At 69.2% G+C, this 26,602-nt stretch carries 28 protein-coding genes; 10 read left to right on the top strand and 18 right to left on the bottom strand.

Going from position 1 to position 26,602, the window contains the following annotated elements; all coding sequences use genetic code 11:
• Positions 1 to 32 precede the first annotated feature (32 nt).
• Both EJO71_RS29765 and EJO71_RS29760 read right to left on the bottom strand, forming a co-directional pair.
• Positions 33 to 590 (bottom strand): hypothetical protein, encoded by a 558-nt coding sequence (locus EJO71_RS29765; protein WP_125952179.1) that lies wholly within the window; start codon positions 588 to 590, stop codon positions 33 to 35.
• A gap of 149 nt (positions 591 to 739) precedes the next feature.
• On the bottom strand, positions 740 to 2,443 hold the full coding sequence (locus EJO71_RS29760) for a wax ester/triacylglycerol synthase family O-acyltransferase (RefSeq protein WP_125952180.1): 1,704 nt from the start codon (positions 2,441 to 2,443) through the stop codon (positions 740 to 742).
• Positions 2,444 to 2,652: 209 nt separating this feature from the next.
• Between EJO71_RS29760 and EJO71_RS29755 the strand changes: the two genes are divergently transcribed.
• On the top strand, positions 2,653 to 4,710 hold the full coding sequence (locus tag EJO71_RS29755) for a prolyl oligopeptidase family serine peptidase (RefSeq protein WP_125952181.1): 2,058 nt from the start codon (positions 2,653 to 2,655) through the stop codon (positions 4,708 to 4,710).
• A 3-nt stretch (positions 4,711 to 4,713) separates the two neighbouring features.
• On the opposite strand, the gene EJO71_RS29750 is transcribed toward EJO71_RS29755, so the two are convergent.
• Positions 4,714 to 5,115: a hypothetical protein gene (locus EJO71_RS29750; RefSeq protein WP_125952182.1), complete on the bottom strand. Its 402-nt coding sequence runs from the start codon at positions 5,113 to 5,115 to the stop codon at positions 4,714 to 4,716.
• A 168-nt stretch (positions 5,116 to 5,283) separates the two neighbouring features.
• Here EJO71_RS29750 and EJO71_RS29745 point away from each other — a divergent pair, with 168 nt between their 5' ends.
• Genes EJO71_RS29745 through rocF form a run of 4 tightly spaced genes read left to right on the top strand, consistent with a single transcriptional unit; the run spans position 5,284 to position 9,257 of the window.
• Positions 5,284 to 5,958 carry a response regulator transcription factor gene (locus tag EJO71_RS29745; protein WP_125952183.1) on the top strand — a complete coding sequence of 225 codons (675 nt, stop codon included), beginning with the start codon at positions 5,284 to 5,286 and terminating at the stop codon, positions 5,956 to 5,958.
• Positions 5,955 to 7,343, top strand: coding sequence for a HAMP domain-containing sensor histidine kinase (locus EJO71_RS29740; protein ID WP_125952184.1), 1,389 nt, complete (start codon positions 5,955 to 5,957; stop codon positions 7,341 to 7,343). The genes EJO71_RS29745 and EJO71_RS29740 overlap by 4 nt, the downstream gene beginning before the upstream one ends.
• A 38-nt stretch (positions 7,344 to 7,381) precedes the next feature.
• Positions 7,382 to 8,320: a sterol desaturase family protein gene (locus EJO71_RS29735; RefSeq protein WP_125952185.1), complete on the top strand. Its 939-nt coding sequence runs from the start codon at positions 7,382 to 7,384 to the stop codon at positions 8,318 to 8,320.
• A gap of 10 nt (positions 8,321 to 8,330) precedes the next feature.
• Positions 8,331 to 9,257, top strand: coding sequence for an arginase (gene rocF, locus EJO71_RS29730; RefSeq protein WP_125952186.1), 927 nt, complete (start codon positions 8,331 to 8,333; stop codon positions 9,255 to 9,257).
• Here rocF and EJO71_RS29725 read toward each other — a convergent pair.
• The 14 genes from EJO71_RS29725 to EJO71_RS29660 all read right to left on the bottom strand — a co-directional run bounded on the left by EJO71_RS29725 (position 9,254) and on the right by EJO71_RS29660 (position 21,733).
• Entirely contained in the window at positions 9,254 to 9,817 is a 564-nt protein-coding gene (locus EJO71_RS29725) for a DUF805 domain-containing protein (protein WP_125952187.1), read from the bottom strand. The two genes, rocF and EJO71_RS29725, sit on opposite strands and share 4 nt — an antisense overlap.
• 44 nt (positions 9,818 to 9,861) lie before the next feature.
• Positions 9,862 to 11,226: a DUF58 domain-containing protein gene (locus EJO71_RS29720; protein ID WP_125952188.1), complete on the bottom strand. Its 1,365-nt coding sequence runs from the start codon at positions 11,224 to 11,226 to the stop codon at positions 9,862 to 9,864.
• An 8-nt stretch (positions 11,227 to 11,234) separates the two neighbouring features.
• Entirely contained in the window at positions 11,235 to 12,230 is a 996-nt protein-coding gene (locus EJO71_RS29715) for a MoxR family ATPase (protein ID WP_125952189.1), read from the bottom strand.
• 14 nt (positions 12,231 to 12,244) lie between these two features.
• Positions 12,245 to 13,510 carry a DUF4350 domain-containing protein gene (locus tag EJO71_RS29710; protein WP_125952190.1) on the bottom strand — a complete coding sequence of 422 codons (1,266 nt, stop codon included), beginning with the start codon at positions 13,508 to 13,510 and terminating at the stop codon, positions 12,245 to 12,247.
• Positions 13,507 to 14,139: a DUF4129 domain-containing protein gene (locus EJO71_RS29705; protein WP_240651555.1), complete on the bottom strand. Its 633-nt coding sequence runs from the start codon at positions 14,137 to 14,139 to the stop codon at positions 13,507 to 13,509. The genes EJO71_RS29710 and EJO71_RS29705 overlap by 4 nt, the downstream gene beginning before the upstream one ends.
• Before the next feature lie 235 nt (positions 14,140 to 14,374).
• Positions 14,375 to 15,106, bottom strand: coding sequence for a hypothetical protein (locus EJO71_RS29700; protein ID WP_125952192.1), 732 nt, complete (start codon positions 15,104 to 15,106; stop codon positions 14,375 to 14,377).
• Positions 15,096 to 16,088 (bottom strand): stage II sporulation protein M, encoded by a 993-nt coding sequence (locus EJO71_RS29695; RefSeq protein ID WP_125952193.1) that lies wholly within the window; start codon positions 16,086 to 16,088, stop codon positions 15,096 to 15,098. Before EJO71_RS29695 ends, EJO71_RS29700 begins: the two co-directional genes overlap by 11 nt.
• A complete protein-coding gene (locus tag EJO71_RS29690) occupies positions 16,085 to 16,816 on the bottom strand; it encodes an RDD family protein (protein ID WP_125952194.1) in 732 nt (243 codons plus the stop codon). The genes EJO71_RS29695 and EJO71_RS29690 overlap by 4 nt, the downstream gene beginning before the upstream one ends.
• 16 nt (positions 16,817 to 16,832) lie before the next feature.
• Positions 16,833 to 17,351 (bottom strand): RDD family protein, encoded by a 519-nt coding sequence (locus EJO71_RS29685; protein ID WP_125952195.1) that lies wholly within the window; start codon positions 17,349 to 17,351, stop codon positions 16,833 to 16,835.
• 39 nt (positions 17,352 to 17,390) lie between these two features.
• Positions 17,391 to 18,440, bottom strand: a complete 1,050-nt coding sequence (locus EJO71_RS29680; RefSeq protein WP_125952196.1) for an FUSC family protein — start codon at positions 18,438 to 18,440, stop codon at positions 17,391 to 17,393.
• Entirely contained in the window at positions 18,437 to 18,907 is a 471-nt protein-coding gene (locus EJO71_RS29675) for a MarR family transcriptional regulator (protein WP_125952197.1), read from the bottom strand. Before EJO71_RS29675 ends, EJO71_RS29680 begins: the two co-directional genes overlap by 4 nt.
• Positions 18,908 to 18,954: 47 nt before the next feature.
• Entirely contained in the window at positions 18,955 to 19,659 is a 705-nt protein-coding gene (locus EJO71_RS29670; RefSeq protein WP_125952198.1) for a DUF2242 domain-containing protein, read from the bottom strand.
• A 96-nt stretch (positions 19,660 to 19,755) separates the two neighbouring features.
• Entirely contained in the window at positions 19,756 to 20,418 is a 663-nt protein-coding gene (locus tag EJO71_RS29665) for a nucleoside/nucleotide kinase family protein (protein WP_125952199.1), read from the bottom strand.
• Between the two features lie 40 nt (positions 20,419 to 20,458).
• The gene (locus EJO71_RS29660; RefSeq protein ID WP_125952200.1) at positions 20,459 to 21,733 is read right to left on the bottom strand and encodes a Glu/Leu/Phe/Val dehydrogenase; all 1,275 of its coding nucleotides are present in this window, start codon (positions 21,731 to 21,733) and stop codon (positions 20,459 to 20,461) included.
• A 259-nt stretch (positions 21,734 to 21,992) separates the two neighbouring features.
• Between EJO71_RS29660 and EJO71_RS29655 the strand changes: the two genes are divergently transcribed.
• The 3 genes from EJO71_RS29655 to EJO71_RS29645 all read left to right on the top strand — a co-directional run bounded on the left by EJO71_RS29655 (position 21,993) and on the right by EJO71_RS29645 (position 23,513).
• Entirely contained in the window at positions 21,993 to 22,325 is a 333-nt protein-coding gene (locus tag EJO71_RS29655; protein ID WP_125952201.1) for a DUF4148 domain-containing protein, read from the top strand.
• A gap of 123 nt (positions 22,326 to 22,448) precedes the next feature.
• On the top strand, positions 22,449 to 22,907 hold the full coding sequence (locus tag EJO71_RS29650; RefSeq protein ID WP_125952202.1) for a hypothetical protein: 459 nt from the start codon (positions 22,449 to 22,451) through the stop codon (positions 22,905 to 22,907).
• Between the two features lie 138 nt (positions 22,908 to 23,045).
• On the top strand, positions 23,046 to 23,513 hold the full coding sequence (locus EJO71_RS29645) for an Lrp/AsnC ligand binding domain-containing protein (RefSeq protein ID WP_019657564.1): 468 nt from the start codon (positions 23,046 to 23,048) through the stop codon (positions 23,511 to 23,513).
• A gap of 15 nt (positions 23,514 to 23,528) precedes the next feature.
• Here EJO71_RS29645 and EJO71_RS29640 read toward each other — a convergent pair whose 3' ends face one another.
• Positions 23,529 to 24,233, bottom strand: coding sequence for a YggS family pyridoxal phosphate-dependent enzyme (locus tag EJO71_RS29640; RefSeq protein WP_125952203.1), 705 nt, complete (start codon positions 24,231 to 24,233; stop codon positions 23,529 to 23,531).
• A gap of 51 nt (positions 24,234 to 24,284) precedes the next feature.
• Between EJO71_RS29640 and EJO71_RS29635 the strand changes: the two genes are divergently transcribed.
• Positions 24,285 to 25,328 carry a type IV pilus twitching motility protein PilT gene (locus tag EJO71_RS29635; RefSeq protein WP_007833310.1) on the top strand — a complete coding sequence of 348 codons (1,044 nt, stop codon included), beginning with the start codon at positions 24,285 to 24,287 and terminating at the stop codon, positions 25,326 to 25,328.
• A 136-nt stretch (positions 25,329 to 25,464) separates the two neighbouring features.
• Positions 25,465 to 26,601 (top strand): PilT/PilU family type 4a pilus ATPase, encoded by a 1,137-nt coding sequence (locus EJO71_RS29630; RefSeq protein WP_125952204.1) that lies wholly within the window; start codon positions 25,465 to 25,467, stop codon positions 26,599 to 26,601.
• Position 26,602: the final 1 nt, after the last annotated feature.

Below are 26,602 nucleotides of genomic sequence, written 5' to 3'. Positions count from 1 at the left end.
AGAAAAAAGGGCGCCAGAAGGCGCCCCGGGGGTCAGGCCGCCTTGCGGGCGGCAGCGCGGCGAACCGGCTTCTTCGCGGCGGCGGCCTTGGCCTTCACCGTGCGAACCGGCTTGGCGGCTTCTTCGGCGCCGCTCACGCGGGCTTCGATCTGCTTCGTGCCGGCGACGATGCGGTCGGCGATCTGCACCGAGACGGTGGCCAGCGGCTGGTTCAGCGCGCCGATGGCGTTGATCACCGAGGTGGCGACCGGCGATTCGACGCGGGCCACGCGGCCGGCAACGGCTTCGATGCCGCTGGTGGTGCCTGCGGCGACGCGGTCCATCACGGACACGATGCGGCCGGTGTCGATATCCACGCGGTTGGCCAGGAAGCCGTTGATCTTCTCCTGCGCGCCGATCAGGTTGGCCTTGACCTGCTCGCTCACCAGCGGGATCTGGCGGCTGCCGAGGAAGTCGCTGTAGCGCGAAGCGGCGCCGCCCAGCAGGCGGTGCACGCCGGCGCGGTAGGCACCGACCAGGGTCTTGCCCGCGTCGTTGTACTGGCCGACGACGTGAACGGCTGCGGAAGCGATGGAGGTTTGCGTGGACATGGTGTGGTTTCCTTGAAGTTGATGGGCTCGCGAAGGGAACAAACAGGGTGTGTCTCTCGCGATGGGCCTATCTTCTTCCGCAGGGCCTAGGCCGGGAAAACTAGAACGGTCGGAAAACTAGTCCAACTGCCCCAATTTTCTTCCGCCGATCATGCCGCAGCGGCCCTTGGACCGCCCGGACGCTTGGCCGGGGCTGCCTTGCGGGCCGGCGGCTTGGGCGCGGCTTTCCTGGCGGCCGTCTTGAGGGGTGCCTTCGCCGCCGCCGTCTTGGCTGCGGCCTTGGCGGGTGCCTTCCTGGCCACCACCTTGACCGGGGCCTTCTTGCGCGCGGCGGGCTTCTTCTTCGCGGCGGCAACGGGTTCGGGTGCTGCCTCGTCCGATTGCTCCACGATCGTCTTGGCCGGCACCGGCGCCGGTGCCGCGCCGGCTGCCGCCGGGTGCTTCTGCGTCAGCTCCATCAGCAGCTTGTGCTCGGCCAGCAGGTAGTCGCCGATCTCTGTGATGTCGGGCACGGCGCGGCGGCAGGCGATCAGGCCGTAGTCCATGCGGCCGTTGTAGCTCTGCACCGTCACGTTGAGCGCCGTGCCGTGGCTGGCGATCGACACCGGGTAGTAGCAGGTGACCAGCGCGCCCGCGAAGTACATCGGGAAGGGTGCGCCCGCCACGTTGGAAATTGCCACGTTGGCCGCCGGCGGCAGCAGGTTGACGATGCCCGAGCGCCCCACCATCGACGCGATGCCCGACACCAGCCAGGGCGCGGCGAAGGTCGGGAAGTCGTCGAGGATCACGGCCTTGAAGCGGTTCATGGTCGACTTCGATGAGGTCGACGAGGCGTTGATCGCCTTCAGCCGCTGCACCGGGTCGGTGATGTCCGTAGCCAGGCTCACCAGGATCATGCTGGCCTGGTTGTTGGCCGTCTGGTCGCCCGCCTCGCGCAGGCTCACCGGCACGCCGGCCACCAGCGGCTTGGCCGGGAGCTCGTTGTTGTCGGCCAGGTAATGGCGCAGCGCGCCGGACACGGTGGCCATGACCACGTCATTGAGCGACACGCCGAAGTGCTTGGCGATGTACTTGGTCTCGGCCAGCGAGATGGTGCGGCCCGCGAAGGTGCGCTGGTTGGTGATCGACACGTTGAGCGAGGTGCGCGGCGCGAAGAGGTTGAACTTCTTCGGCGCGGCGGCAGTGTCCTTCTCGGCCGCCTTCTCGTCGGGCTTGGCGAGGCCGCCGATGGCGCGCGCGATGGCCGGCGCCATCTTGAAGAGCTTCACGTACTGCTGCGCGGTGTTGCGCAGCGCCGCGGTCGCAAGCTCGGCCATGCCCAGCTGGTAGCCGTTGCCGCGCGGGCGGCTGCGCGGCGGCTTCACCACGCGGCCGGTGGCCTCGAGGTCGAAGATGGCCTTGCCCACTTCCACGCCCGCCTGCCCGTCGATGCCCGCGTGGTGCACCTTGGTGTAGAGCGCCACCTGCCCGCTCTTGAGGCCGTCGATGATGTAGAACTCCCACATCGGGCGGCTGCGGTCGATCAGCGACGAATGCAGCCGTGCCACGTACTGTTGCAACTGCCGGTTGGTTCCGGGCTTGGGCAGCGAGATGTGGCGCACGTGGTAGTCGAGGTCGATGTCGTCGTCCTCGACCCACACCGGATTGGTCATGTCGAAGGGCATCAGCGCGAGCTTGCGCGTGAACACGTCGGCCAGGTGGATGCGGCTGGCCATGAAGCTCTTGGCATCTTCGTAGAAGTCGCCCTTGTAGCCCTTGGGAAGGTCGAGCACGTTCAGCGAGCCCACGTGCATGGGCATTTCCGGCGTTTCCAGGTGCAGGAAGGTGGCATCAAGACCGCTCAGGTGTTTCATGTGTTGTCTCTCCTTGGTGGGGCATGCGCCGTTCGGCAGGATACCGTGCACGCCGCGTTCGTGGGCCTCTGGTTCTTCAGTGTTTCCACCGGGGGAAGGCACTCGCGCGACAGGGGTTTGCCCGGAGTAGCGAGAAAGTGCAAGGCGCCCGGCCGGGGCAACGACCGTGCCCCGCGCGGTCTTTCACGCGGGCTCCGTACACTGCGGCCATGACATCCAGCCTCCCCCCGCAGCAACCCCAGGACGACAACCTCTGGCTCGAGGACATCGACGGCGAACGGCAGCTCGACTGGGCGCGCGCGCAGAACGCGATCACGGTGCAGGCCTATGCGCAGTCGCCCGCGTTCGAGGCGCTCCAGCAGGGCATCCTCGAGGTGCTCGACTCCGACGAGCGCATCCCGATGGTCCGCAAGATCGGCCCGCGCTTCTTCTACAACTTCTGGCGCGACAAGGAGCATCCGAAGGGCCTGTGGCGCCGCACCACGCTCGACGAGTACCGCAAGCCCCGCCCCGCATGGGAGACCGTGCTCGACCTCGACGCGCTGGCGGCGGCCGACGGCGAGAACTGGGTCTGGCACGGCGCCGACTGCCTGGAGCCCGAGTACAGGCGCTGCCTGATCTCGCTGTCGCGCGGCGGCGCCGACGCAGACGTGGTGCGCGAGTTCGACCTCGAGACGAAGCAGTTCGTGCAAGGCGGCTTCTCGCTGCCCGAGGCCAAGAACCACGTGGGCTGGAAGGACATCGACCACCTCTACGTGGCCACCGACTTCGGCCCCGGCTCGATGACCAGCTCCAGCTACCCGCGCATCGTGAAGGAGTGGCGGCGCGGCACGCCGCTGGCCAGCGCGGCAACCGTGTACGAGGGCCTGCACGAGGACATGTCCGTCAGCGCCTACCGCGACAACACGCCCGGCTTCGAGCGCGACTTCGTCACGCGGCAGATCGACTTCTACGAGAGCGAGACCTGGCTGCGCGGCGCCGACGGGCGGCTGGTGAAGATCGACGTGCCCGACGACTCCAACACAGACATCACGCGCGAGTGGATGCTGATCGAGCCGCGCGAGGACTGGACGGTGGGCGGCCGCACCTACGCATCAGGCTCGCTGCTGGCCGCGAAGTTCGACGACTACATGGCCGGCAGGCGCGAGCTGACGGTGCTCTTCGAGCCCGACGAAACCACCGCGCTCGACGACCACTCCTGGACGCGCAACCACCTGATCCTCAATGTGATGCACGACGTGGTGAACCGCCTCGAGGTGCTCACGCCGCCCGCCGATGGCACGGGCCCGTGGAAGCGCGAGAGCCTGGGCGGAGCGCCCGCGCTGTCGACCATCGCGGCGGGCGGCATCGACGAGGACGAGAACGACGACTACTTCCTCACGGTGAGCGGCTTCCTGCAGCCGACCACGCTCTACATCGGCACCGTCGGGCAGGGCGAGCCCCAGGTGCTGAAGGACAGCCCCGCCTTCTTCGATGCCTCGCGCCATCGCGTGAGCCAGCATTTCGCCACCTCGAAGGACGGCACGCGCGTGCCCTACTTCGAGATCGCACCCAAGGACCTGAAGGCCGACGGCACGAACCCCACGCTCCAGTACGCCTACGGCGGCTTCGAGATCCCACTGCAGCCGAGCTACAGCGGCAGCATCGGTCGCGCCTGGCTGGACAAGGGCGGCGTGTACGTCGTCGCCAACATCCGCGGCGGTGGCGAATACGGCCCGCGCTGGCACCAGGCCGCGCTGCAGGAGAACCGGCTGCGCACCTGCGAGGATTTCGCGGCAGTGTCCGAAGACCTGATCGCGCGCAACATCACCTCGCCCGCGCACCTGGGCGCCATGGGCGGCAGCAACGGCGGACTGCTGATGGGCAACATGCTCACGCTCTACCCGCAGCTCTACGGCGCCATCGTGAGCGAGGTGGCGCTGCTCGACATGCGCCGCTACACGCAGCTGTCGGCCGGCGCCTCGTGGATAGCGGAGTACGGCGACCCGGAGCAGCCCGACGAGTGGGAATTCATCCGCGCCTTCTCGCCCTACGAGAACGCGAAGCCGGGCCTGGCCTATCCGCCCGCGCTCTTCACCACCTCCACGCGCGACGACCGCGTGGGCCCGGTGCATGCGCGCAAGATGCACGCGAAGATGAAGGCGCTGGGCCACGACAGCAGCTTCTACGAGAACATGGAGGGCGGCCACAGCGCGGCCACGGACAACAAGGAGTCCGCCTTCATGGACGCGCTGGGCTATGCGTACCTGTGGAAGCACATCGGCTAGCAATCACGTGAGGCCGCTCACCACTTCGACTTCGTCCAGGGCGCCGTAGGGGCGGTAGTAGGGACCGTAGTCGCGCCTGCGTTCCCGCCGCTCCAGCCGCTCGCGCAACTCGGCGCAGGTCATGGGGCGGCCGCTGCTGTAGCGCCCGTCCTTGCACGGGTCCGTGCCCCAGCGGTCGGGGTCGCCGAAGCGCAGGCGGCGTTCCCGTTCTTCCTCCTCGCGGTCGAGCTTGCGCAGCAGCTCGTCGCAACTCATGGCACGGCCGTAGCTGTAGCGGCCGTCGCGGCAGGGGTCGTACGGCTGCTCGAAGCCGGCCAGCACCTCCGCCGCAGCCGCGGACATGAGGAAGCACGACGCCGCCAGGACGATCATTTCGAGGACGAGGGTGGTCTGCAGGATGCGCATGTGTACTCCGGTGCACGGGCCCCGGGTGGGCCCGCGGCGCATCTTCCGGCGCCAGCATGGAGGGAACATTGCGTCCCTGCTTCATGCGCCCGGGCTGGCCGCAATACTCATGCAATGCACCCTGCCTAGAGTCCGGCTCCGCATTCACATGGACGAAGGAGCAAGACAGTGCGCATCCTGCTGGTGGAAGACGAACCCGAGATGGCGTCGGTGCTGCGCACCGCCCTGCACAAGCGCGGCATCCTGGTCGATCACGCGGCCACGGTGGCCGACGGCGGCCGCCACGTGCAGGCCACGCCCTACGACGCGCTGGTGCTCGACCGCCGGTTGCCCGACGGCGACGGCCTCTCGCTGGTGTCGGACCTGCGCGCCGTCGGCAACCAGGTGCCGGTGCTCATGCTCACGGCGCGCGACGCGCTGGACGACCGCGTGGCCGGCCTCGACGCCGGTGCCGACGACTACCTCGGCAAGCCTTTCGCGGTGGAAGAGCTGCTGGCCCGCATTCGCGCGCTGCTGCGCCGACCGGCGGCCGCGCAGCCCGACGTGCTGCAGATCGCGAAGCTGGCATTCGACTTCGCGCACTGCGAAGCCAGCGTGGATGCGCAACGCATGGAGCTGCCGCGCCGCGAGCTTCTTGCGCTCGAAGCCCTGATGCGGCGCGCCGGCCGCACGGTGCTGCGAGGCTCGCTGGAACGCGCGGTGTTCGGGCTGGACGCGGAGATCCAGTCGAACGCACTCGACACGCATGTCTCGCGCCTGCGCAAGAAGCTCGCCGACATGGGCGCGGGCGTCGAGATCTCCAGCATCCGAGGCGTCGGCTACCTGCTGAGGTCGCAGCCGTGAGCACGCCGCCCGCGCAGCCTTCGCTCAAGCGCCGGCTGATCCGGCAACTGGTGCTGCTGCAGGTGGCGATCCAGCTTGCGGTGATCGGCGTGCTGGCCGCGTCGGGGCAGCTGATCGACTTCAGCTCGCAGGAGAACACGATCGAGATCCTGCAGGAGGCGGTGGCGCGCGAGGCCGATGGCAGCCTCGTCATGCGGCCGACCGAGCGCCTGGTCACGCTGCGCCGGGCCGAGCCTCGGCTCTGGTTCTCGGTGCGCGACAGACGCGGCCGGCAGCTGGTGGAAGGCCGCATCCCGCCCGAGTTCGCCCGCATCGGCGACACCCTCGACCAGGTGCGGCAGGCCCGGCTGGGCTGGAACATCGGCGATGCGCCCAGGCAGGCCGCGCGCATGCGCTGGGTGGACTCGCCGGCCGGGGAGGTGCAGATCCTCGCCGGCGCCGACAGCCCCATCACCTGGCGCAACCTCGGCCTGTCGATGCTGCTGCTGTTGCTGAAGGTGGTGCTGCCGATCATGGCGATCACCATCGCCGCCACGCTGCTGGCCACGCACTTCGTGGTGCGCCGCACGCTCGCGGGCCTGGACGCCGCGGCGGCGCGCGCCGGGCAGATCGATGCGGAGCAGCGCGGTGTGCGCCTGCCGCTCTCGGATGTGCCGGGCGAGGTGGCGACGCTGGTGGCCGCATTCAACGACGCGCTGCAGCGGCTGGACGACGGCCACGCGCGCCACGAGCGCTTCCTGGCCGATGCCGCGCACGAGCTTCGCACGCCCCTCGCCATCCTGAACACCCGCCTGGAGAACCTGCCCGACGGTACGGAGAAGACGCGCCTGCTGGCCGACGCGGCACGCCTCTCGGTGCTGGCGGGGCAGCTGCTCGACCTGCAGCGCATGAAGGGCCGCGACGAGCGCCGGCAGCAGGTGGACCTGGTGGACATGGCACGCGAGGTGGTCGCCGAGATGGCACCGCTCGCGCTGGCCTCGGGCTACGACATTTCGTTCGAGCCGCAGGCCGGCCGCGTGGAGATCGACGGCGACCGCGACGCGCTGGCACGCGCCCTGACCAACCTGGTCCGCAACGCGATCGACCACGCGGGCGGGCGGGGCAGCGTGGTGGTGCGGGTGGATGCCACGGGCGACGTCGACGTGATCGACGACGGCCCCGGCATTCCGCCCGCCCAGCGCCTGCACATCTTCAAGCCCTTCTACCGCATGCATGCCAGCGGGCCGGGCGCCGGGCTGGGCCTGAGCCTGGTGCAGGAAATCGTGCGGCTGCATGGCGGCGAGGTGTCGGTGCACGACGGCCCCGGGGGCGGCGCGCTGTTCCGGATGCGCTTGCGGCCCGCGAGGGCCTTCGGCGTGGTGGCCGACGGCGAGGCGTCGCGATGAGGTCGCCGGTGCATGAAGCGCGCAGGTGGTTGCGCGGGATGCTGCCGTGGCTGATGTGGCCCATGCTCTATTGCGCGGGATTGCTCGGGGCGGGCGCGGCCTTTGCGAGCCACGCGCCGCTCCTGTGGTTCAACGCGATGTACCTGTCCCTGGCGCTCGTGATCGCCGCCTGCGAACGCTGGATGCCGCACGAGCCGCGCTGGCTCCGGGACGATGGCGAGACGCCGTGCAACCTCGCGCACACGCTGCTGACCAAGGGCTCTGCACAGGTCGCTGCCGCGCTGGTCGCCAGCGCACCCCTCGCCGCGGCGACGGCCGTTGCCGCGGTGCATGCCGCCTCCGGCCCATGGCCGGCGCACTGGCCGCTGCCGGCGCAGGCGGTGCTCGCGCTGCTGGTCGCCGAACTCGGCCTCTACATCGCGCACCGCTCGGCCCACCAGTGGCCGCTGCTGTGGCGCTTCCATGCGCTGCACCACAGCGTGCGCCGGCTCTGGGTGCTGAACACCGGGCGCTTCCACTTCGTCGACAGCGCGTTCAAGGCGCTGCTCGGCCAGCTGCCGCTGTACCTGCTCGGCGCGCCGCTGGCGGTGTTCATGTGGGTGGGCGCGGTGACGGCCGTGACCGGGCTGCTGACCCACTGCAACATCGAGATGCGCACCGGCTGGCTCGACCGCGTCTTCAGCACGCCCGCGCTGCACCGCTGGCATCACTCGAAGGTGCTGGCCGAGGGCAACCGCAACTACGGCGAGAACCTGGTGCTGTGGGACCGGCTCTTCGGCACCTGGTACAACCCGCCGCGCCGGCCGCCGGCGGACATCGGCATCGACGGCCGGGTGGCGTCGCGCTTTCTCGCGCAGCTGGTGCAGCCGTTCACCGCGTCGGGCGTGCGGCAGATCATGGGCATGCCGGCGGTTCGTCGGCACAATCGGCCATCCGGCGCCCCGGAAACGGGGGAGCCCCCTGTCCGCAAGACATGAGAGCCAAGGCATGAGCACCAGCAGCACAAGCACCACACTCGAACTGATCGGCGCGCCCACCGACATCGGCGCCAGCGTGCGCGGCGCCGGCATGGGGCCCGACGCGCTGCGCGTGGCAGGCCTGCCCGAGGCGCTCGCGCGACAGGGCTACATGGTCATCGATCGCGGCAACCTCGCCGGCCCGGCCACGCCCTGGGCGCCGCCGGCCAACGGGCTGCGGCATCTCGACGAGGTGATCGCCTGGAACCGCTCGGTGTACGCGGCCGTCGATTCCGCGCTGGGCGCCGGCCGCGTGCCGCTGATGATGGGCGGCGACCACTGCCTGGCGATCGGCTCGATCAGCGCGGTGGCATGGCATGCACGCAAGCGCGGCAAGAAGCTGCGCGTGCTGTGGCTCGATGCGCACTCCGACGTCAACACCGAGACCACGAGCCCCAGCGGCAACCTGCACGGCATGCCGGTGTCGTGCCTGCTGGGCCACGGGCCGGCGGTGCTCACGGGCTGGAGCGGCGAGCGCGCGGCGCTGCAGCACGACGCGATCCGCTTCATCGGCATCCGCAGCGTGGACGGCGACGAGAAGGAAGCCATCCGCACGCTGGGCCTGAACGTGTTCGACATGCGCCACATCGACGAGCACGGCATGCGCACGACCATGACCGAGGCGCTGCAGGACGTCGATGAAGACACGCACCTGCATGTGAGCTTCGACCTCGACTGCCTCGACCCGGCCGACGCGCCCGGCGTGGGCACCGGCGTGCGCGGCGGGCCGACCTACCGCGAAATGCAGCTGTGCATGGAAATGATCGCGGACACCGGGCGGCTCTGTTCGCTGGACGTGGTGGAGCTCAACCCGGCGCTCGACGTGCGCAACCAGACGGCCGAGGTGGCCGTCGAGCTCATCGAGAGCCTGTTCGGCAAGTCGACGCTGGTGCGCTAGGGCTTGACGGCCTGTGCCGCCTGCGCGGCCTTGGCCTTGACCGTGTACTGCTGATAGGCCGGAATCGCGATCGCAGCAAGAATGCCGATCGCTGCAATCACCGGGAACAGCAACGCGCCGATGACGACGCCCGCGTTATTGGGCGGTGGCGGCGCGCCGAAGCGATTGGCACCCTTTGTCCCGGGATTGAACACCCAGACCAGGCTCACCAGCGGAATGAGGCACAGCAGCACGGTCCAACCAGTCCATCCCATGTCGTGGCTGCGCTGGATCGAGAGCAGCGTGAAGAACACGAAATAGGGAATGACGACCAGCATCGGCAACAACGCCAACATGCCGCTCGAACGCATGGCGCTCGCAGAAATCGCAATGACCACGCCGATCACACCGACCACGATGCTGAGCAGCAGATAACCCACAAGGCTGTACGACAGGTAGCGAAGCCGCCCGATCCGCCCCTTGGACGAAAACAGCTTCACGGGCTGCTCGCCCGCCTCGTCGCCATACACATCGGACACCTCGGCTCTGGGCGCAGCATAAGGATTCATCATCTCTGCCATGCACTTCTCCTCTGTTGTGGAATGAACATTGTGGCCAGCAGTGCCTACAAAAGGCCAGCCCTTTTGACTGCGTGATAGCGATTCACCAACGCCACCGCGAGGTCGGCCGGCTCCACGTCGACCGAGAGCGGATCGTTGCCGACCACGCGCGCGAAGGCATCGCGGCGCGACTGCTCGAAGAGGTGCGCCGCCGCCACGTCGACCGCGTCGCGCGCATGCACCAGCGGCTGGCCGGCGATGCTGCCGAGCACGCGCTCGCGCAGGCTCGCGACCAGCACGAGGTGCTTGCGGCGCAGCAGCTTGATCGCGGGGCGCAGCTCGGCCGCGTCCTCGTCCCGGAAGTTGGTCAGCACGATGACCAGCGCGCGCCTTCTCTGCACGCGCAGCAGTTCCTGCGCGGCCAGCAGGTAGTCGGAATGGGTGGCGCCGGGCTGGATGTCGTGCAGCCGGTTCATCAGCGCGTTGAGCGTGGCGGTGCCCTTGCGCGGGGCGAAGTCGCGCCGCTCCTCGGGCGGGCAGCCGAAGGTCATCGCGCCGACTTCGTCGCCCTCTTTCAGCGCGACGTAGCTCAGCAGCATCAGCGCGTTGAGCGCCTCGTCGAAGTGGCTGTTGGCCTTCAGCGCCAGCGCGCCCTCGTCGGCGCGCATGCGGCGGCCGCAGTCGAGCAGGAACAGCACGCACTGGTCGCGGTCGTCCTGGAACTCGCGCACGATGGGCCGGCGCTGGCGCTGCGTGGCCTTCCAGTCGATGTGGCGCAGCGAGTCGCCGGTCTTGTAGTCGGCGAGCTGCCGGAAGTCGGTGCCGAGCCCGCGCTGCGCATAGGTCTTGATGCCGATCTGCGCCAGCCGCCGGTCGCCCGAGAGCCAGGCGTAGCGCGCCAGCGCGGCGAAGTTGGGGTACACGCGCAGCCGGCGCGGCTCGCCCAGTGTCTGGCGCAACTCGAAGCAGCCGAGACGGGTGCGCCAGCGCAGTTGCGTGGCGCCGAACTGTGCGACGCCGCGCTGCGTGGCGGTGGCGGTGTAGCGCAGCGCGACGCGCGAGAGTGCCGGCACGGCGTGCGCCTGCGGCAGCCCCTCGAAGGCGAAGTGCGCGTCGAGCTCGTCGAACACCGACACCTGCCAGGCCTGGGAGCCTTCATTGACCAGTGTGAGCGTGAGCACCGTGGGCACGCCGAGCGAGAACGCGCCGGGCAGGTTGCGCTCGATGCGCAGCGGCGCCGAGCGCCACGCGCGCAGGCTGCTCCACAGGTCGAAGCCGGCGAGCAGGACGCCCGCCGCGAGCAGCACGCCCGCCACGGCTGCGACGTACGCCAGCGGCACGCCCGCCAGTAGCGCGACGGACGCAGCCACGGCCAGGCCGGCCAGCGCCAGCACGGCCGCACGCGCGGGGATCGGGACAGCAGCGCGCATCCGCGGGCCTAGAGCCTTGGTGCCTCGACGCTGTCTCGGGCGGCGCGAAGCAGCGCATCGACGCTCAAGCCTTCGAGCTGCGCGTCAGGCGAAATCATCACGCGGTGCCGCAGTGCCGGCAGCGCCTGGCGCGCCACGTCGTCGGGCGTGATGAAGTCGCGTCCCGCCATCAGCGCGGCGGCGCGGGCGGCGCGCACCAGGGCCATGGTGCCGCGCGGCCCGGCGCCGGACGAGAGCCCCGGCCAGTCGCGCGTGGCGCGCGCGATGCGCACCGCGTAGTCGATCACGCGCTCGTCAGCCTGCACCAGGCAGGCCAGCCGCTGCAGCTCGAGCACCTGCGCCTCGTCCAGGCAGGGGCGCACGGCCTCGAGCGGAAACTGGTTGCCGGCGCGCTGCCGCGTGGTGAGCTGCACGATGGCGTTCTCTTCGGTGTGGCTCGGAAAGCCGATGTCGATCTTCAGCAGGAAGCGGTCGAGCTGCGCCTCCGGCAGCGGGTAGGTGCCCTCGGTGTCGATCGGGTTCTGCGTGGCCATCACCATGAAGGGGCGTGGCAGCGGCATGGCCGTGCCTTCGAGCGTGACCTGGTACTCCTGCATGACTTCGAGCAGCGCGCTCTGGGTCTTGGCCGGCGCGCGGTTGATTTCGTCGGCCAGCAGGAGATTGGTGAACACCGGCCCCTGGTGCACGCGCAGGGTGCCGAGGCTGCCGTCGCCGCGCGAGGCGATGTCGAGCACCGCGTGGCCGGTGATGTCGGAGGGCATCAGGTCGGGCGTGAACTGCACGCGGGCGTAGCGCAGCGTCATGGCCTGCGCCAGCGCGCGCGCGAGCAGGGTCTTGCCGAGCCCCGGCACGCCTTCGATCAGCACGTGGCCCGAGGCGACCAGCGCCACCAGCGTCTGGTCGACAGCCTCCAGCTGGCCGACCACGGCCTGGCCGACCTCGGCGCGCAGCGTCTGCAGCCACTGGGCCGCACGCGTCAGTTCTTCGGGTTGGATGGCTTGCATGTGAGTCTCTCGGTTCAGGATGTGGATTGAGCGGAAGAAGAAGATGAGGCGGAGGACCGGGGCATGAACGGCCCGTTGGCATCGAGCCGCCGGCGCGCGGTTTCGAGCACCTCCAGGTCGACCGCCATGGCACCGGCATGGCGGGGGCGCGCCCCGTCCATCGCCCGCACGAGCATGGCCGCTTCCAGCCCGGTGGCCTGCGCGATGGCGGCTGCGCGCGCCGCGGCATCGCGATGGGCGTAGCCACGCAGCTGGCGGCGGGCCGACTCGTTCAGCGCGCGCAGTTGCGCCGCGTGCAGCGCATCGGCGCCGTGCATGTGCAGGAAGCCGGCGGTGCCGCGCACCTGCTCGGCCATGGAGCGCCGGTGCGTGCCGGCCGAAGGCGCCAGCGGCCCGAAGCGCACGGCCGCGCGCCAGAGCGCGAAGGCCAGCGCCAGCATGCCGACGACCATCGCCACCCAGCCCCTTTGCCAGAGCCAGAGCATGAAGGGCTCGCGCGTCTCCTCGACGACGAACCAGACTTCGGCGCCGCTGCGCGCCTGCACGGCGGCGGCGGCGAACAGCGCGTTGTCGGCTCGCACCAGGTTCTCGTTGTGCCACAGGCCCCAGGGCATGACGGTGACGGTGCCGCGGCCGACACGCACGCGGATCGCCTCGGTGGTGCCGCGCGCGCCAACCGCGGTCCACAGCGGCGGAGGCTGCTTGTCGGCGGGCTTGTACCGCGACGACGACCACCAGGCGCAGACACGGAAGCTGCGGCCACCGGCGAAGCTCGCGGGCACGGTGTCGGGCTCGGTCACGGCGTGGCAATCCGCGTCCTTGGGGGGCGGGTCGAAGCGGCGCGAGGCGGGCGCTTTCTTCTTCGGCTCGGGAGGGGTTTTCTTCTTCTCGTCCGACGCGGGCTGCTTTTCGCGAACCAGCGGAAGCCAGTCTTCCAGTTGCTCGCCGCTGACGAGATAGGCCGGTATCACGAGATGACCGCCCTGCTCGACCCATTCGCGCAGGCGCTTTCCCCGCTCGGGGAACATGTCCCAGTAGCTGGAGGCCAGCACCAGCCGCGCCTGCGCGGGCGGCATGGTGTCGAGGCTCTCGCGCTTGACCACCTTCATGCCGAGCTCGCGCAGCATCGCCTGCGCGCCGTAGAACCGGTTCTTCTTCGCCTCGCCGCTCGCGGGCGTCGGCACCTCGGTGTCGGCCCATTCGGTGGCCGAGACCAGCCACAAGCCGACCAGCGCCACCACGAGCACCGAGACGATGCGAATCACCCACGTGTTGTTCATGCGGCCGCGCCCTTCAGGCTGCCGGCCGGCGCCGCATCGGCAGCCACACCTGGCAGGTACCGGTCGAATTCGCCGCAGAGCGCCAGCACCTGCGCCGTGGCGGGCAGCCGTCCGCCATACGCAGCCAGCTGCCAGGCCTCGACCAGCCGCACGAAGAAAGCCTGCGCTTCCGGCGCCAGCCGGGTCGCGGCGAGGGCCACGCACTCGCCCTCGGTACTCGCGGCGCGCACCGGCACTTCATGCGCGTGCACCAGGCGCGACAGCGCCCCGCGATACAGCAGCGACAGCGCCGGTCGCGGCTGCCCGCGCTGCCAGAGCCCGGCGGCGGCATTGCCGATGTCCTCGGGCAGGCTCTCTGGCCGGATGTCGAGGCTTCCGACATGGCTGGGCAGCGGCGCCTTGCCGGGCCGCGCGCCACCGGCACGCACCCGCATCCAGCGGTGCAGCCGGATCGCAAGCCACGCCAGTGCCAACGCGGCCAGCCCCCAGATCAGCCAGCGCGCGCCCTCGGCCACCGCCCTCACGAAGTCGCGCAGCCAGTCGAGGCTGTCGGTCTTCTTCTCGGGCTCCTCTGCCTCTTCGTCGCGGTCCTTGAAGCGCAGTTGCTTCTCGGTTTTGGTGCCGGGCATGTTCGGATCGGCCCGAACCTTGTCGATCGCGGCCTTCACCTGCTCCCGCGTCGATGCGGCCCCTTCCGCAGCCAGGGCCGCCGATGGCGCCATCCCTCCCAAGCACAAGAACACAAGCAGTGCGACCACCAGCCCCCTTCCAGGGATACCGTGGAACCGGCTTTGCCGGGCCACCGGTATCGCCCCCTGCAAGGGGGAAGGCGAAGCGACACGAAGTGCGCGAAGCCTGGGGGTGCTACCTGAACCCACGACGGAACTCCTGCTCGATGTCCCAGGCTTCGAGCTCGACCCGGCGGTTGAGGTACATCGCGAAGCCGGCCGCCACGTAGAACGGCTCCAGCACGCCGACGACAAGTGCGTATGCGCCGGCGGTCAGCAGGCTCTGCAGCAGTGCGTCCGACTGCGTGAGCCAGCCGAAAAGATCGCGGGTGCTGCCTTCGGGTGCGAACCAGAACAGCAACGACAACAGGCAGATATCGAGCGCCATCTCGACGTTCGCGAACACCAGCTGCATGCCCGTGGCCGCACCGCGACGTCCGCGCAACAGTTGCGTGCGCCGCTTGCGTCTTGCACTTCCGCGCTGGCCTTCGAGCTGGTCGATGGCCTGGGTGAACGAGCGCCAAGGCGAAAAGCGCCGCCACAGCAGCGTACGCAGCAGCTGTCCACCCCACACGGTACGGCGGTTGGCCCACAGGTCGGACCAGCGTGTCTCCTGCCCGAACACCGCGCGCGAATGCACGAAGAGCAGGCTGCGATCGAGCCAGGGCTTGAGCCAGAAGATCAGCAGGCTGGGCAGCCAGCCCGCGATCTCGACCGTGCTGAGTGCCAGCAGCACCGTCACGACGTACACCGGCAGGAATGTGCGCCACACCGAGCGCGCGTGGCTGCGCACCAGCTGCGCGCCAAGGTCGGCGGCCTCGGCCATGGGCCGCGGCCGCAACGCGATGGCGAGGCCGTCAACCTGCATGATCTTCCCCGGCCTGCGAATCAGTGGAGCGCGGCCGTCCCTGCCAGCCGAGGTACGCCAGCACCAGCACCCAGCAGGCACCGCCAACGCCGTACTTCACGGCCGGCGCGATCCAGCGCGCCGAGGACCAGAAGGCCTCGACCGCCGCGGCGAGCAGCAGCAGCCCGATGACGCCGTAGACGATCACCACCGCATGGCGCGCGGCCAGCCGCAGGGCTTCGAGCCGCGTGTGCCGCCCCGGCGCCACCCACGAGTAGCCGAGCCTGAGGCCCGCCGCGCCGGCCAGCACGATGGCCGTGAGCTCGAAGGCCGAGTGCGTGACGACGAAGGAGAGGAAGTTCCGGGCATGCCCCGAGCCGATGAGATAGCCGCCCACGGCCCCGATCTGCACGCCGTTGAACACCACCACAACCGCGCTGCCCACGCCGGCGAAGATGCCGGCAGCGAAGCAGCGAAAGCCGATGCCGATGTTGTTCATGATGTAGAAGCCGAACATCTGCCAGTCGTCGCCCGCGCTGCGCGTGCGGCCCAGCGACTCGGCACTGTCGCTGTACATCGAGTCGAACTCCTGCACCGAGTTGGCGTCGAGCAGGTGCAGGATGAAGCCCGGGTCGCGCCAGGCCGCCCAGCCCGCCACCAGCAGCGGCAGCACGAACATCAGCGCCGACACCAGCAGGTAGGCGCGATGCGCCCGCACCGCCTCGGGAAAGTCGACCAGCGCCAGCCGCGCGAAGCGCGCGAGGCCGTAGTCGTGCCGGCGGTAGATCAGCCGGTGCGCGCTTTGCGTGAGGCTTTCGAGCCGCTGCGTGAGATGGATCGGATAGGCCCGCGCCTGCGCCAGCGCGAGGTGCTCGCACACACGGCGGTACAGCGTGGCAAGCCGCGCGCCGTCGAACTTGCGCCTGGTCTCGGCCACGCGGATGACGGCCTCGAGCTCGGCCCACAGGGGCGCGTAGGCGGCTTCGAAATCGAGCGGCGTCATCGCCCTGCTCCCCCACGTGCATCGGCGGCGCCGGCACCGTTGCGACGGCCCAGCACCCATTGCGCCACGCCGAGCAGGCGCTGCGACGCGGAGGCGCCGGTGGTGTCGGGGCCCAGCACCGGCTCGGCGACACGGGCGAGCTCGTCGAAGCGCTCGGGTGTGAGGCGGGTGGCGCGGCCGGCCCACGACACAATGGCCATCTGCTCGCGCGCCGATAGCGGCCGCGCGGGCGCCTGCGGCTCGGCCACGGGCAGGCTGCCGTGCAGGCTCACCTGGTCGCTGAACACCACCAGCGTGCCGGCGGCGAGATCGCCCAGCCGCTTGCTGTCGTGCCGCCACAGCATCGACACGATGCCCGCGCCGTAGAAGGACGGCACGAAGTCGGCCGCGCGCAGCAGGTTGCGCGTGAGCGCGGCGGCGGGCGTCACCGGCAGGCCCGAGTCCATCACCACGCGCAGGCCCATCACGCGCTTGCCGGGCGTGGCCGCCGCGCGCGTGAGCTCGAAAACCACGGGGTAGAACCACTCGAGGCAGAAGTAGGCGATGAGCAGGATGCCGACGCCCATCTTGCCCATCATGCCGACGGCGAAGGAGATGGCGACGAAGATGCCGAGCCGGATCGCGAAGTCGATGAGGTACGCCAGACCGCGCGCGACCAGCCCGGCCGGGCGCAGCGACAGCGCGATGCCTTCCGGGGTCTCGGCGGTGTAGAGCGTGTCGAGGCTCACTGGCGTCGCGCCCGGCTCAGGCCTGCAACACGACGGTGTCGGCAATCTGGTCGTGCAGACAGCGGCGCGACGCGCGGAAGATGAAGAGGCAGTCGATCAGCACGTAGATCGGCCCCAGCAGCGGCCAGATGCTGGAGAAGAACATCGGGCCGTCGCGCAGGGCGAGGATGCGGCCGATCTGCGCACGCGATCCGTCGGGCCGGGCGATGCGGATCCTGAACAGCGCCTTGCCGATGGTCTGGCCGCGGGTGGCCAGCAGGTAGCCGTGCAGCACGAGATAGAGCACCATGCCGGCCGCCGCGCTGGAGATGCGCGGCTCCCACATGCCGAGGCCGTCGTCTTCCCAGAGGTTGATGGGCGTGAGCTTCGCGAGGAGCCAGATCACGGCGATGGAGATGCCGGCGTCGAGCATCGCGGCGAAGAAGCGCGTGCCACGCGATGCGAGCTCACCGGACTGAGCCCCTCCCGGCTGCAGCACGTCTTCCACATGGGATTGCGGCGGCGCGTAACGCGCGTCCTGCGACTTGTCTTCCATGCCCGTCCCTCTCCGAAACGAATGAATTTTCGGAAGATTCTAGGGCGTCGATGCCCCTCGCAGACTGTCGGACTGCTTCGGCGGACGCGGATCGAGGGCGCATTGCAGGCGGCGCAGGTCGTCGAGGAGCAGGCCCAGCGGCGCGGCGAGCGGCGCGTTCGCGGCGGTATCGCGGGAGTCCTGTGCACGGCGGCCGAGCTCGGCCAGATCCGGCGGCGGGCCCTTGCCCTCGAGCGCGTCGGCCATGCCGCTGACGGCCGTGCCGGCTGCCTGCGCGGCTTCGTGCCAGCCTGCATCGGTCCGGGCGCCTTGCGCCTGCCGCAGCACGCGGTCGAGCATCGCGGCGTCCTGGAAGATGCGCGCCGCCAGCCGTGCCTTGTCGCGATACGAAGTGCCGCGTGCCAGGCCACGGCGCCACCACCGCGCCTCCAGGTCGGCGCTGCCGGCCAGAGCGGTCAGTCGGCCCAGCGCCGCGCGCGTGCCTGCCTGGATGCGCTCTGCCTCCGCTGCATCCACAGGAGGCCGTCGCGAGGCGCCCATGCGCCTGCCGAGGCCACGCAGCAGCGCGGCGCAGCCCTCGTCGAAGCGGGCGCCCGCGTGGTATTCGGACATCACCGTCGAGACCGCCAGCGCCACTCCCACGCCGATGCCGATCTGCACCATGCGCAGCATCGCCACCTGCAGCGCCGAATGGCCCGGAATGCCGCCTGCCGACAGAATGATCAGCGCAGCCACCGGCGCGCTGCGAAGGCCCGGCACGGATGCGCCGGCAAACGACAGCAGCATGACAACGCCCAGCGTGGTCGCGAGCACCGGTGCGCCGTGGTGCTGCAGATAGACGCCGGCAAGCCCGAAGAGCGCGCCGGCGGCCGTGCCGCGCACGCGGTCCCATCCGGCATCGAGCGTGGACCCGGCGCTCGGGCGCATGACGATCAGCACGCTCATCACGGCCCAGAAGCTTTCGGGCAGGCGCAAGGCCGTCGCCACGCCCCACGCGATGGCCACGGCCACCGCGAGCTGCGCACCGGAACGCCAGCGGCCATGCCGCCAGGGGCCGGTGAGGCGCTGCAGCGCGCTCGAGCCGTTCACGGCCCTGGCTCCCTCGCTCCGCCGCCGAGCGTGGCCGCGATGCCGTCGATCAGTCCGCAGGCCTGCAACAGCAGGGCGCGCTGGTCGGCATCGAGCGTGGCGCCGATCGCCTCGGCAAGCGCCGCTTCGCGCGTGCGCATGATTGCCTTCAACCGGCGCGTGCCCTCGGCGGTGAGAGACAGCAGCCACTGGCGACCGTCGGCCGGATGCGGCGCGCGGCCGATCCAGCCTTCGGCCTCCAGTTCGGCCAGCAGCCGGGTCAGCGACTGGAGCTTGACGCGCTCGAGCCCCGCCAGCGTCGTGGGCGTGCACGGCCCATGCTGGTGAAGCTGCCCCAGCACGCTGAGCTTGGCCACGCTCGGCCCTTCGGGAGTGGCGCTGCCGCTGCGCAACTGGCGCGTCAGCAGCGACACGGAAGTGCGAAGACGCGAGGCGCACTGCGCCGGATCCGGGATGGTGGAAGCCATGCCCAGATTGTAAGACGTGTCTTGGTATTTTCGGCGCCTGGCGCCGCTCAGCCCCGGTTCGGCGACGAAGTCACCGGGTAGGTGACTGCAGGCGCGGGCACTGGTGCCGGCTGGGACGAGGAAGCAGCAGGTGGTGGCGATGCGGCCGGCGTTTCGGCGGGCGCCCCGGCCTCCTCTTCGCCTTCAGGCCCTTCGAGATAACGGTCGAGCAGCGAGAAGAACCGGTCGTAGAAGCGCTCGTCGGTCAGCGTCTCGCTCGCCACCTTCACCATCGCATCGTCGCTGCCCGAGAACGGCAGCGAGAGCGAGCCGATCGCGCCCACGCCGAGACTCGCCGAGTTGTTCACTTTCTTCAGGCCGTAGCGGTCCTGCAGTGCGGTTGCGAAGGCCACGGTGTTCCGGCTCGCCTTGCCGCTCCGGGTGCTCTCCCGCGCACAGACCACCCGGAACTCGACCTCCACATGCACTTCGGACGCAGGCTGGAAGCTCTTGCGCCCGGTCACGAGGTCGGCGTTGGCGGCCGTGATCATGTAGCCCTGGCTCAGCAGCGCGCGGCGCGCGGCCTCGCAGGTCTGGGCCTCGGTGGCCTCGTAGTCGCGGGTGTGGGTGGTGGTCGAGCCGAAGGCTTCGGGCTCGTAGTTCACCCGGCGGGAGGTACTGCCGCAACCGGCAAGCACGAGGGCGGAAAGCAGGCCGATGACGACGACCCGGGCGTGGACGACAGGAAGAAAGGAGGTATGCATGGACGGCATGGAGCGGCGAATGCTAACCGGCGCCTTGCCGGCAGGGCTTCGAGCGCGCGCCATGCGGCTGCGTTCCCCTCAGCCGTGCGAAATTTTGCGCAGGGATCAGGACCAGGGCAGCATGTGATGCGCACGCACCCGCGTCGCCGCAATCAGCCGCGCGTTCGGCGCATCGGTGCTCTCGACCCAGGCGCGCGCTTCCTCCGCGCTGCGGCCGAACTGCTGGTGGCGGCGCACAAGGCGCTCCTCGCGCACCGCGTCGTCGATGTCCACGTACCAGACCTCGTCGAGCATCGCCGCAGCGCCCGCCCACGGGCCGACGTCGTGCAGCAGGTAGTTGCCCTCGGTGATGACGAGCTGCGTCGAAGACAGCACCGCGATCGCACCGGCGATCGGCTCCTCGATCTCGCGGCGGAATTCGGGGGCATAGACGATGTCGCCATCGGGCCGCTGCTCGCGCAGGCGCTGCAGCAGGGCGACGTAGCCGGCGCTGTCGAAGGTGTCGGGCGCGCCCTTCCAATCAGCGCGGCCGAGCCGCTGCAACTCGACGTTGGCGAGATGGAATCCGTCCATGGGCACGACCTGCGCGCGATCGGCCCCCACCGCCTGCAGCAGCGCCGCCGCAAGCGTCGACTTGCCCGCGCCGGGCGCGCCGACCAGCCCCAGCAGCCTGCGCTGCCCGCTGGCCATGAGGGCCTGCAGGCGGGCGGCGCTTTCGGTGGGGAGAGGAGGAAGAGAGGGGAGCTTTTGCGCGGGGTTGGTGGTCATCCCCCGAGCGTAGCCTCCCCGGACGTCAAAAAAAGATCAATCAGGGATACAGGCCGCGTTCCTGGCGAGCCATCAGGATGCGCTCGCAGGCCACCGCGTACGTCGCCGTGCGAAGCGTGATCTTGTGCTTGTCCGCCGTGTCCCAGATGTGGTTGAGCGCGTTCATCATGATGCGATCGAGGCGCACGTTGATCTCGTCCTCGTCCCAGAAGAAGGACGAGAAGTCCTGCACCCATTCGAAGTAGCTCACGGTCACGCCGCCGGCGTTGCAGATCACGTCGGGCACCACCAGCACGCCGCGCTCGGCGAGGATGTCGTCGGCCTGCGGAACGGTGGGGCCGTTGGCGCCTTCGAGCACCAGCTTTGCGGTGGTCTTCTGCGCGCGCTCGGCGGTGAGCTGGCCTTCGAGGGCGGCCGGGATCAGGATGTCGCAGGGCGTGTTCCAGAAGTCCTCGTTCGGCACGATGTCGCCGCCGGCCTTGAAGCCGATCACGCCGTCGGTGCGCGAGATGGGCACCAGCTTGGCCAGGTCGAGGCCGTTGCTGTTGACGATGGTGCCGGTGTGGTCCTGCACCGCGACGATCTTGGCGCCGGCTTCGGCGAAGAGTTCTGCCGCGACGGAGCCCACGTTGCCGAAGCCCTGCACCGCGATGCGCGCACCGCGCAGGTCCATGCCCAGGCGGCGTGCCGCTTCGCGGCCGGTGACGAACACGCCGCGGCCGGTGGCCTTCACGCGGCCCAGCGAACCGCCGAGGTGCAGCGGCTTGCCGGTGACGACGCCGGTGGCGGTGCCGCCGACGTTCATCGAGTAGGTGTCCATCATCCACGCCATGATCTGGGCGTTGGTGTTGACGTCGGGCGCGGGAATGTCGGTGTGCGGGCCGATGATGATGCCGATCTCGCTGGTGTAGCGGCGAGTGACTTTCTCGAGCTCCTGCAGCGAGAGTTTCTTCGGGTCGACGCGGATGCCGCCCTTGGCGCCGCCGTACGGCAGGTTGACTGCCGCCGTCTTGATGGTCATCCAGGCCGACAGGGCCATCACTTCTTCGAGCGTGACGTCGGGGTGGAAGCGCACGCCGCCCTTGCCCGGGCCGCGGCTCATGTTGTGCTGCACGCGATAGCCCTCGAAGTGGGCGATGGTGCCGTCGTCCATCTCGATGGGCACGTCGACGATGAGCGCGCGCTTGGGGCGCTTGAGGGTTTCGACCCAGCGGGCCAGCGGGCCGAGGTACGGCACGACGCGATCGACCTGCGAGAGATAGGTGCCCCACGGGCTGTTGGCTGTAGGACTGACGAAGGAGAGTTTTTCGCTCATATGAGTTCCCTTGCTTGGTTTGTTAGGGTGGCCGCAACGATAGACCTCCGCCGCGCGTTGCGCCATGGCTTATGCGCGCCGCGGAGGCGGTTATGCAAGAGACGTTGGTCGGGCCGCGGCGCGCACATTGCGCCGATGTAATCGCAGCGTGAAGTGGCTGACGGCGTCGCTTCCTAGATTGGCATGGCATGCCGGCCAGTTTCCGGCATGGCCGGCGCCATGTCGGCGGCGGCGGACAAGCAACCAGGAGATATCGACTATGCTGCATCGCACACTTCTTTCCCCTCTTCTTGCCGTGGCCACCGGTGCCGCCGCGCTGGCGCCGCTGGCCGCGTCGGCCGCCGGCGAATACCACTTCGCGCCGACCGAGGCCGGCGTGACGCGCTACCCCGACCACGCGAAGCAGGACCCGTCGCGCGACCGCGTCGTCGCAGAACTGGCGACGGCGCAGAAGCAGCCCGCGTGGAACAACGTGAGCCGCGGCGCACCCTGGCCCGCCGCGCGCACCGGCCAGCCCGCCACGCGCGAAGCGGTGGAAGCCGAGGCCATCAAGGCCATGCGGGCGGGAACGATCCCGTCGGGCGAGCGATAGGCGAATTCCTCGGGCGGCGTAGATGACAGAAACGTCATCAACGGGTTATCGACCTTGCGGATCCGCTTCGTAGAGTTGGCTTCACCAACCAAGGCAAACCAACCAACCTCAAGGAGTTCACGAATGAGCAAGCAAGCTTCCGCCACCCGTCTGCTCGGCACCGCCGCCCTCGCCGCCCTGCTGGGCACGCTCGCCGCGCCGAGCTTCGCCGGCAACTACGCCGAGGGCGATCCGCGCCCCGCGCCGCTGGCCTCGTCGACGACGCGCGCCGCGGTGACCGCCGACGCGGTGCAATGGCTGAAGACCGCGCCCACGCAGGGTTACACCAGCGGCTACCAGCAGGAGCCGGTCGCGGTCTCGGCCAACAGCCGCGCCGCGGTGGCTGCCGACACGCAGTTGTGGATCCAGTCGGGCCTGGCGGCCCAACAGGCCAGCGAAGCCGGCGCCGATTCGATGAAGCCGGGCTACCGCGAGGCGGCCGCCGAGTACGCCAAGCTGCGCTCGAGCCCTGCCTACGGCGCCCTGGTCGACCAGTTCAAGAGCCGGCAGGCGGCGGCGCAGTCGCAAACGCAAGTTCGCTGACGGCGAACAGGACGCGCGGCGGCCCCTTGGGTAATCCGGGGTAGGCCGCCGGCTGTTCCTTGGTTCTATCTCCTATAGCCGGGATCCATAGGCCGCATCTTCCGCCACGATTCGAGGTTCGGGCCGGATAATCCTCCGATGCTCGACTTGGACCGCATCGATCTCCGGCTGCTGAAGATCCTTCAGGAGGACGGCCGCATCACCAACCTCAAGCTGGCCGAGGCGGTGGCGCTCTCGCCCACCGCGGTGCTGGCGCGGGTGCAGCGGCTCACGCGCGACGGCTTCATCCAGGGCTACGAGGCGCGGCTCGATCCGCACAAGCTGGGCCGCGGCTTCACCGTCTTCGTCGAAGTGCTGCTCGACCGCACCACGCCCAACGTGTTCGATCAGTTCAAGGCCGCGGTGCAGGTGCGCGACGAGATCATGGAATGCCACATGGTCGCAGGCGGCTTCGACTACCTGCTCAAGACCCGAATGGCCGACATGGCCGCCTACCGCGAGTTCGCGGGCACTGTGCTGTGGCAGCTGCCCGGCGTACGCGAGACGCGGACCTATGCGGTGATGGAAGAAGTGAAGAACAGCGCGCGGCTACCGCTCGGGGTCTGACGCACGAAGAGGCGATCAGGCCGGCTTGGCGTAGGTGCGCCCGCCGAAGATCGCCGTGCCCACGCGCACCATGGTGCTACCTGCGCTGATGGCGGCCTCAAGGTCCGCGCTCATGCCGAGCGACAGCGTGTCGAGCGCGATGCCCGCGTCGCGGATCGACTGGTAAACCGCATGCGCGCGCAGGCAGAGTTCGCGTTGCGCCTCGAAGCCCACCGCCGGCTCGGGAATCGCCATGAGTCCGCGCAGCCGAAGTTGTGGCAACGCCGCCACAGCGCGCGCGAGCGCCAAGGCCTCTTCCGGAGGCACGCCGGACTTGTTGGCGCCGCCGTCCACATTAACCTGAAGGCATACATCCAGCGGCGGCAGATGCGCCGGCCGCTGGGCCGAAAGACGCTCGGCGATCTTCAGCCTGTCGATGCTGTGGACCCAGTCGAAGTGCTCCGCAACCGGCCGCGTCTTGTTGCTCTGCAGGGGCCCGATGCAGTGCCATTCGAGGGAGGAACGCAGGTCGGCGAGGGCCTCGATCTTGTCCAGCCCTTCCTGCACGTAGTTCTCGCCGAAGGCCGACTGGCCCGCCGCATGCGCCTCGCGCACCGCCTCCGGTCCGAAGGTCTTGGACACCGCCAGCAGCCGCACTCCGGCCGGGTCGCGGCCGGCCGTTACACATGCCTTTGCGATCCGGTTGTTTACTTGCTGGAGGTCGTCGCCAATCATCGTCATAATCGTCCAAAATCGTATCAAAACGTCACCAGACTCGAGCCGAGGAGCCCCGTGGACATCACCCAATTGCTGGCGTTCAGCGTCAAGAACAAAGCCTCCGACCTGCACCTTTCCGCAGGCCTGCCGCCCATGATCCGCGTGAACGGCGACGTGCGCCGCATCAACGTCGACGCGCTCGACCACAAGGGCGTGCACGCCATGGTGTACGACATCATGAGCGACACGCACCGCAAGCACTATGAAGAGTTCCTGGAGGTCGACTTCTCGTTCGAGATCGACGGCCTCGCGCGCTTCCGCGTGAACGCCTTCAACCAGGCACGCGGCGCGGCGGCGGTGTTCCGGACCATTCCCTCGAAGATCCTCACGCTCGAGCAGCTGAATGCGCCGAAGATTTTCGGCGAACTGGCGCTCAAGCCGCGCGGGCTGGTGCTGGTGACGGGCCCCACGGGCTCGGGCAAGTCGACCACGCTGGCCGCAATGGTCAACTACCTCAACGAGAACGAGTACGGTCACATCCTCACGGTGGAAGACCCCATCGAATTCGTGCACGAGTCGAAGAAGTGCCTGATCAACCAGCGCGAAGTGGGGCCGATGACGCTGTCGTTCTCGAACGCCCTGCGCTCCGCGCTGCGCGAAGACCCCGACGCCATCCTGGTGGGCGAGCTGCGCGACCTCGAAACCATCCGCCTGGCCATGACCGCCGCCGAAACGGGCCACCTGGTGTTCGGCACGCTGCACACCTCGTCGGCCGCCAAGACCATCGACCGGATCATCGACGTGTTCCCGGGCGAAGAAAAGGAAATGATCCGCGCGATGCTCTCGGAGTCGCTGCAGGCCGTGATCTCGCAGACGCTGTGCAAGACCAAGGACGGCCAGGGCCGCGTGGCGGCGCACGAGATCATGCTGGGCACGCCGGCCATCCGGAACCTGATCCGCGAGGCCAAGGTGGCGCAGATGTACTCCACCATCCAGACCGGCCAGGGCTCGGGCATGCAGACGCTCGACCAGAACCTGACGGAACTGGTGCGCCGCAATACCATCTCGGCTGCGGAAGCCCGCGGCAAGGCCAAGATTCCCGAGAATTTCCCCGGCTAGTCATGAGGCCCCCCGGCTTTTCACTTCGCTGCGCTGCGTGTAACTCCACCCCCAAAGGGGGAGGCGCGGCCGCCTTGGGGCGGCCCGGCGGTCGGCCGCCAACGGGTTCAATCTAAACAGATCAAGGAGCGCTCTCATGGAACGCGATCAAGCCAGCCAGTTCATCAACGACCTGCTCAAGCTCATGGTGAGCCGCAACGGCAGCGACCTGTTCATCACCGCCGACTTCCCGCCGGCCATCAAGGTCGACGGCAAGGTCACCAAGGTCTCGCAGCAGGCGCTGGGCGCGCCGCACACGCTGGCGCTCACGCGCTCGATCATGAACGACCGCCAGACGGCCGAGTTCGAGCGCACCAAGGAATGCAACTTCGCGATCTCGCCGACCGGCATCGGCCGCTTCCGCGTGAACGCCTTCGTGCAGCAGGGCAAGGTCGGCATGGTGCTGCGGACCATTCCCGCCAAGCTGCCGACCATCGACGGGCTGGGCATGCCGCAGGTGCTGAAGGACGTATCGATGACCAAGCGCGGCCTGTGCATCCTGGTGGGTGCCACGGGCTCAGGCAAGTCGACCACGCTGGCGGCGATGATCGACTGGCGCAACGAGAACTCCTTCGGCCACATCGTGACGGTGGAAGACCCGGTCGAATTCGTGCATCCGCACAAGAACTGCGTGGTGACGCAGCGTGAAGTGGGCATCGACACCGACAGCTGGGAGGCCGCGCTGAAGAACACGCTGCGCCAGGCGCCCGACGTGATCCTGATGGGCGAAATCCGCGACCGCGAAACCATGGAGCATGCCGTGGCCTTCGCCGAGACCGGCCACCTGTGCATGGCCACGCTGCACGCCAACAGCGCCAACCAGGCGCTGGACCGGATCATCAACTTCTTCCCCGAAGAGCGCCGCGCGCAGCTGCTGATGGACCTGTCGCTGAACCTGCGCTCGCTGGTCTCCCAACGGCTGGTGCCGACGGAAGACGGCCTGGGCCGCGTGGCGGCGGTGGAAGTGCTGCTGAACACGCCGCTGATTTCCGACCTGATCTTCAAGGGCGAGGTGGGCGAGATCAAGGAAATCATGAAGAAGAGCCGCAACCTGGGCATGCAGACCTTCGACCAGGCGCTGTTCGACCTCTTCGAGAGCCACTCGATCAGCTTCGAAGACGCCATCCGCAACGCCGACTCGGCGAACGACCTGCGCCTGCAGATCAAGCTCAACAGCCAGCGCGCGCGCAGCACCGACCTGGCCGCGGGCACGGAGCATTTCGCGATCGTCTGAT

Source organism: Variovorax sp. 679 (genome assembly GCF_003952185.1).
GTDB lineage: Bacteria > Pseudomonadota > Gammaproteobacteria > Burkholderiales > Burkholderiaceae_C > Variovorax.
Note: the sequence above shows the minus strand (reverse complement) of the source record. Positions and strands in the feature narration are given on the sequence as shown.

Excerpts from the sequence above, each read along its gene's own strand:
- EJO71_RS29765 (WP_125952179.1), bottom strand. The coding sequence starts at position 590 with ATGTCCACGCAAACCTCCATCGCTTCCGCAGCCGTTCACGTCGTCGGC.
- EJO71_RS29760 (WP_125952180.1), bottom strand. The coding sequence starts at position 2,443 with ATGAAACACCTGAGCGGTCTTGATGCCACCTTCCTGCACCTGGAAACG.
- EJO71_RS29755 (WP_125952181.1), top strand. The coding sequence starts at position 2,653 with ATGACATCCAGCCTCCCCCCGCAGCAACCCCAGGACGACAACCTCTGG.
- EJO71_RS29750 (WP_125952182.1), bottom strand. The coding sequence starts at position 5,115 with ATGCGCATCCTGCAGACCACCCTCGTCCTCGAAATGATCGTCCTGGCG.
- EJO71_RS29735 (WP_125952185.1), top strand. The coding sequence starts at position 7,382 with ATGCTGCCGTGGCTGATGTGGCCCATGCTCTATTGCGCGGGATTGCTC.
- rocF (WP_125952186.1), top strand. The coding sequence starts at position 8,331 with ATGAGCACCAGCAGCACAAGCACCACACTCGAACTGATCGGCGCGCCC.
- EJO71_RS29725 (WP_125952187.1), bottom strand. The coding sequence starts at position 9,817 with ATGGCAGAGATGATGAATCCTTATGCTGCGCCCAGAGCCGAGGTGTCC.
- EJO71_RS29720 (WP_125952188.1), bottom strand. The coding sequence starts at position 11,226 with ATGCGCGCTGCTGTCCCGATCCCCGCGCGTGCGGCCGTGCTGGCGCTG.
- EJO71_RS29715 (WP_125952189.1), bottom strand. The coding sequence starts at position 12,230 with ATGCAAGCCATCCAACCCGAAGAACTGACGCGTGCGGCCCAGTGGCTG.
- EJO71_RS29710 (WP_125952190.1), bottom strand. The coding sequence starts at position 13,510 with ATGAACAACACGTGGGTGATTCGCATCGTCTCGGTGCTCGTGGTGGCG.
- EJO71_RS29705 (WP_240651555.1), bottom strand. The coding sequence starts at position 14,139 with ATGCCCGGCACCAAAACCGAGAAGCAACTGCGCTTCAAGGACCGCGAC.
- EJO71_RS29700 (WP_125952192.1), bottom strand. The coding sequence starts at position 15,106 with ATGCAGGTTGACGGCCTCGCCATCGCGTTGCGGCCGCGGCCCATGGCC.
- EJO71_RS29695 (WP_125952193.1), bottom strand. The coding sequence starts at position 16,088 with ATGACGCCGCTCGATTTCGAAGCCGCCTACGCGCCCCTGTGGGCCGAG.
- EJO71_RS29685 (WP_125952195.1), bottom strand. The coding sequence starts at position 17,351 with ATGGAAGACAAGTCGCAGGACGCGCGTTACGCGCCGCCGCAATCCCAT.
- EJO71_RS29675 (WP_125952197.1), bottom strand. The coding sequence starts at position 18,907 with ATGGCTTCCACCATCCCGGATCCGGCGCAGTGCGCCTCGCGTCTTCGC.
- EJO71_RS29670 (WP_125952198.1), bottom strand. The coding sequence starts at position 19,659 with ATGCCGTCCATGCATACCTCCTTTCTTCCTGTCGTCCACGCCCGGGTC.
- EJO71_RS29665 (WP_125952199.1), bottom strand. The coding sequence starts at position 20,418 with ATGACCACCAACCCCGCGCAAAAGCTCCCCTCTCTTCCTCCTCTCCCC.
- EJO71_RS29660 (WP_125952200.1), bottom strand. The coding sequence starts at position 21,733 with ATGAGCGAAAAACTCTCCTTCGTCAGTCCTACAGCCAACAGCCCGTGG.
- EJO71_RS29655 (WP_125952201.1), top strand. The coding sequence starts at position 21,993 with ATGCTGCATCGCACACTTCTTTCCCCTCTTCTTGCCGTGGCCACCGGT.
- EJO71_RS29650 (WP_125952202.1), top strand. The coding sequence starts at position 22,449 with ATGAGCAAGCAAGCTTCCGCCACCCGTCTGCTCGGCACCGCCGCCCTC.
- EJO71_RS29645 (WP_019657564.1), top strand. The coding sequence starts at position 23,046 with ATGCTCGACTTGGACCGCATCGATCTCCGGCTGCTGAAGATCCTTCAG.
- EJO71_RS29640 (WP_125952203.1), bottom strand. The coding sequence starts at position 24,233 with ATGACGATGATTGGCGACGACCTCCAGCAAGTAAACAACCGGATCGCA.
- EJO71_RS29630 (WP_125952204.1), top strand. The coding sequence starts at position 25,465 with ATGGAACGCGATCAAGCCAGCCAGTTCATCAACGACCTGCTCAAGCTC.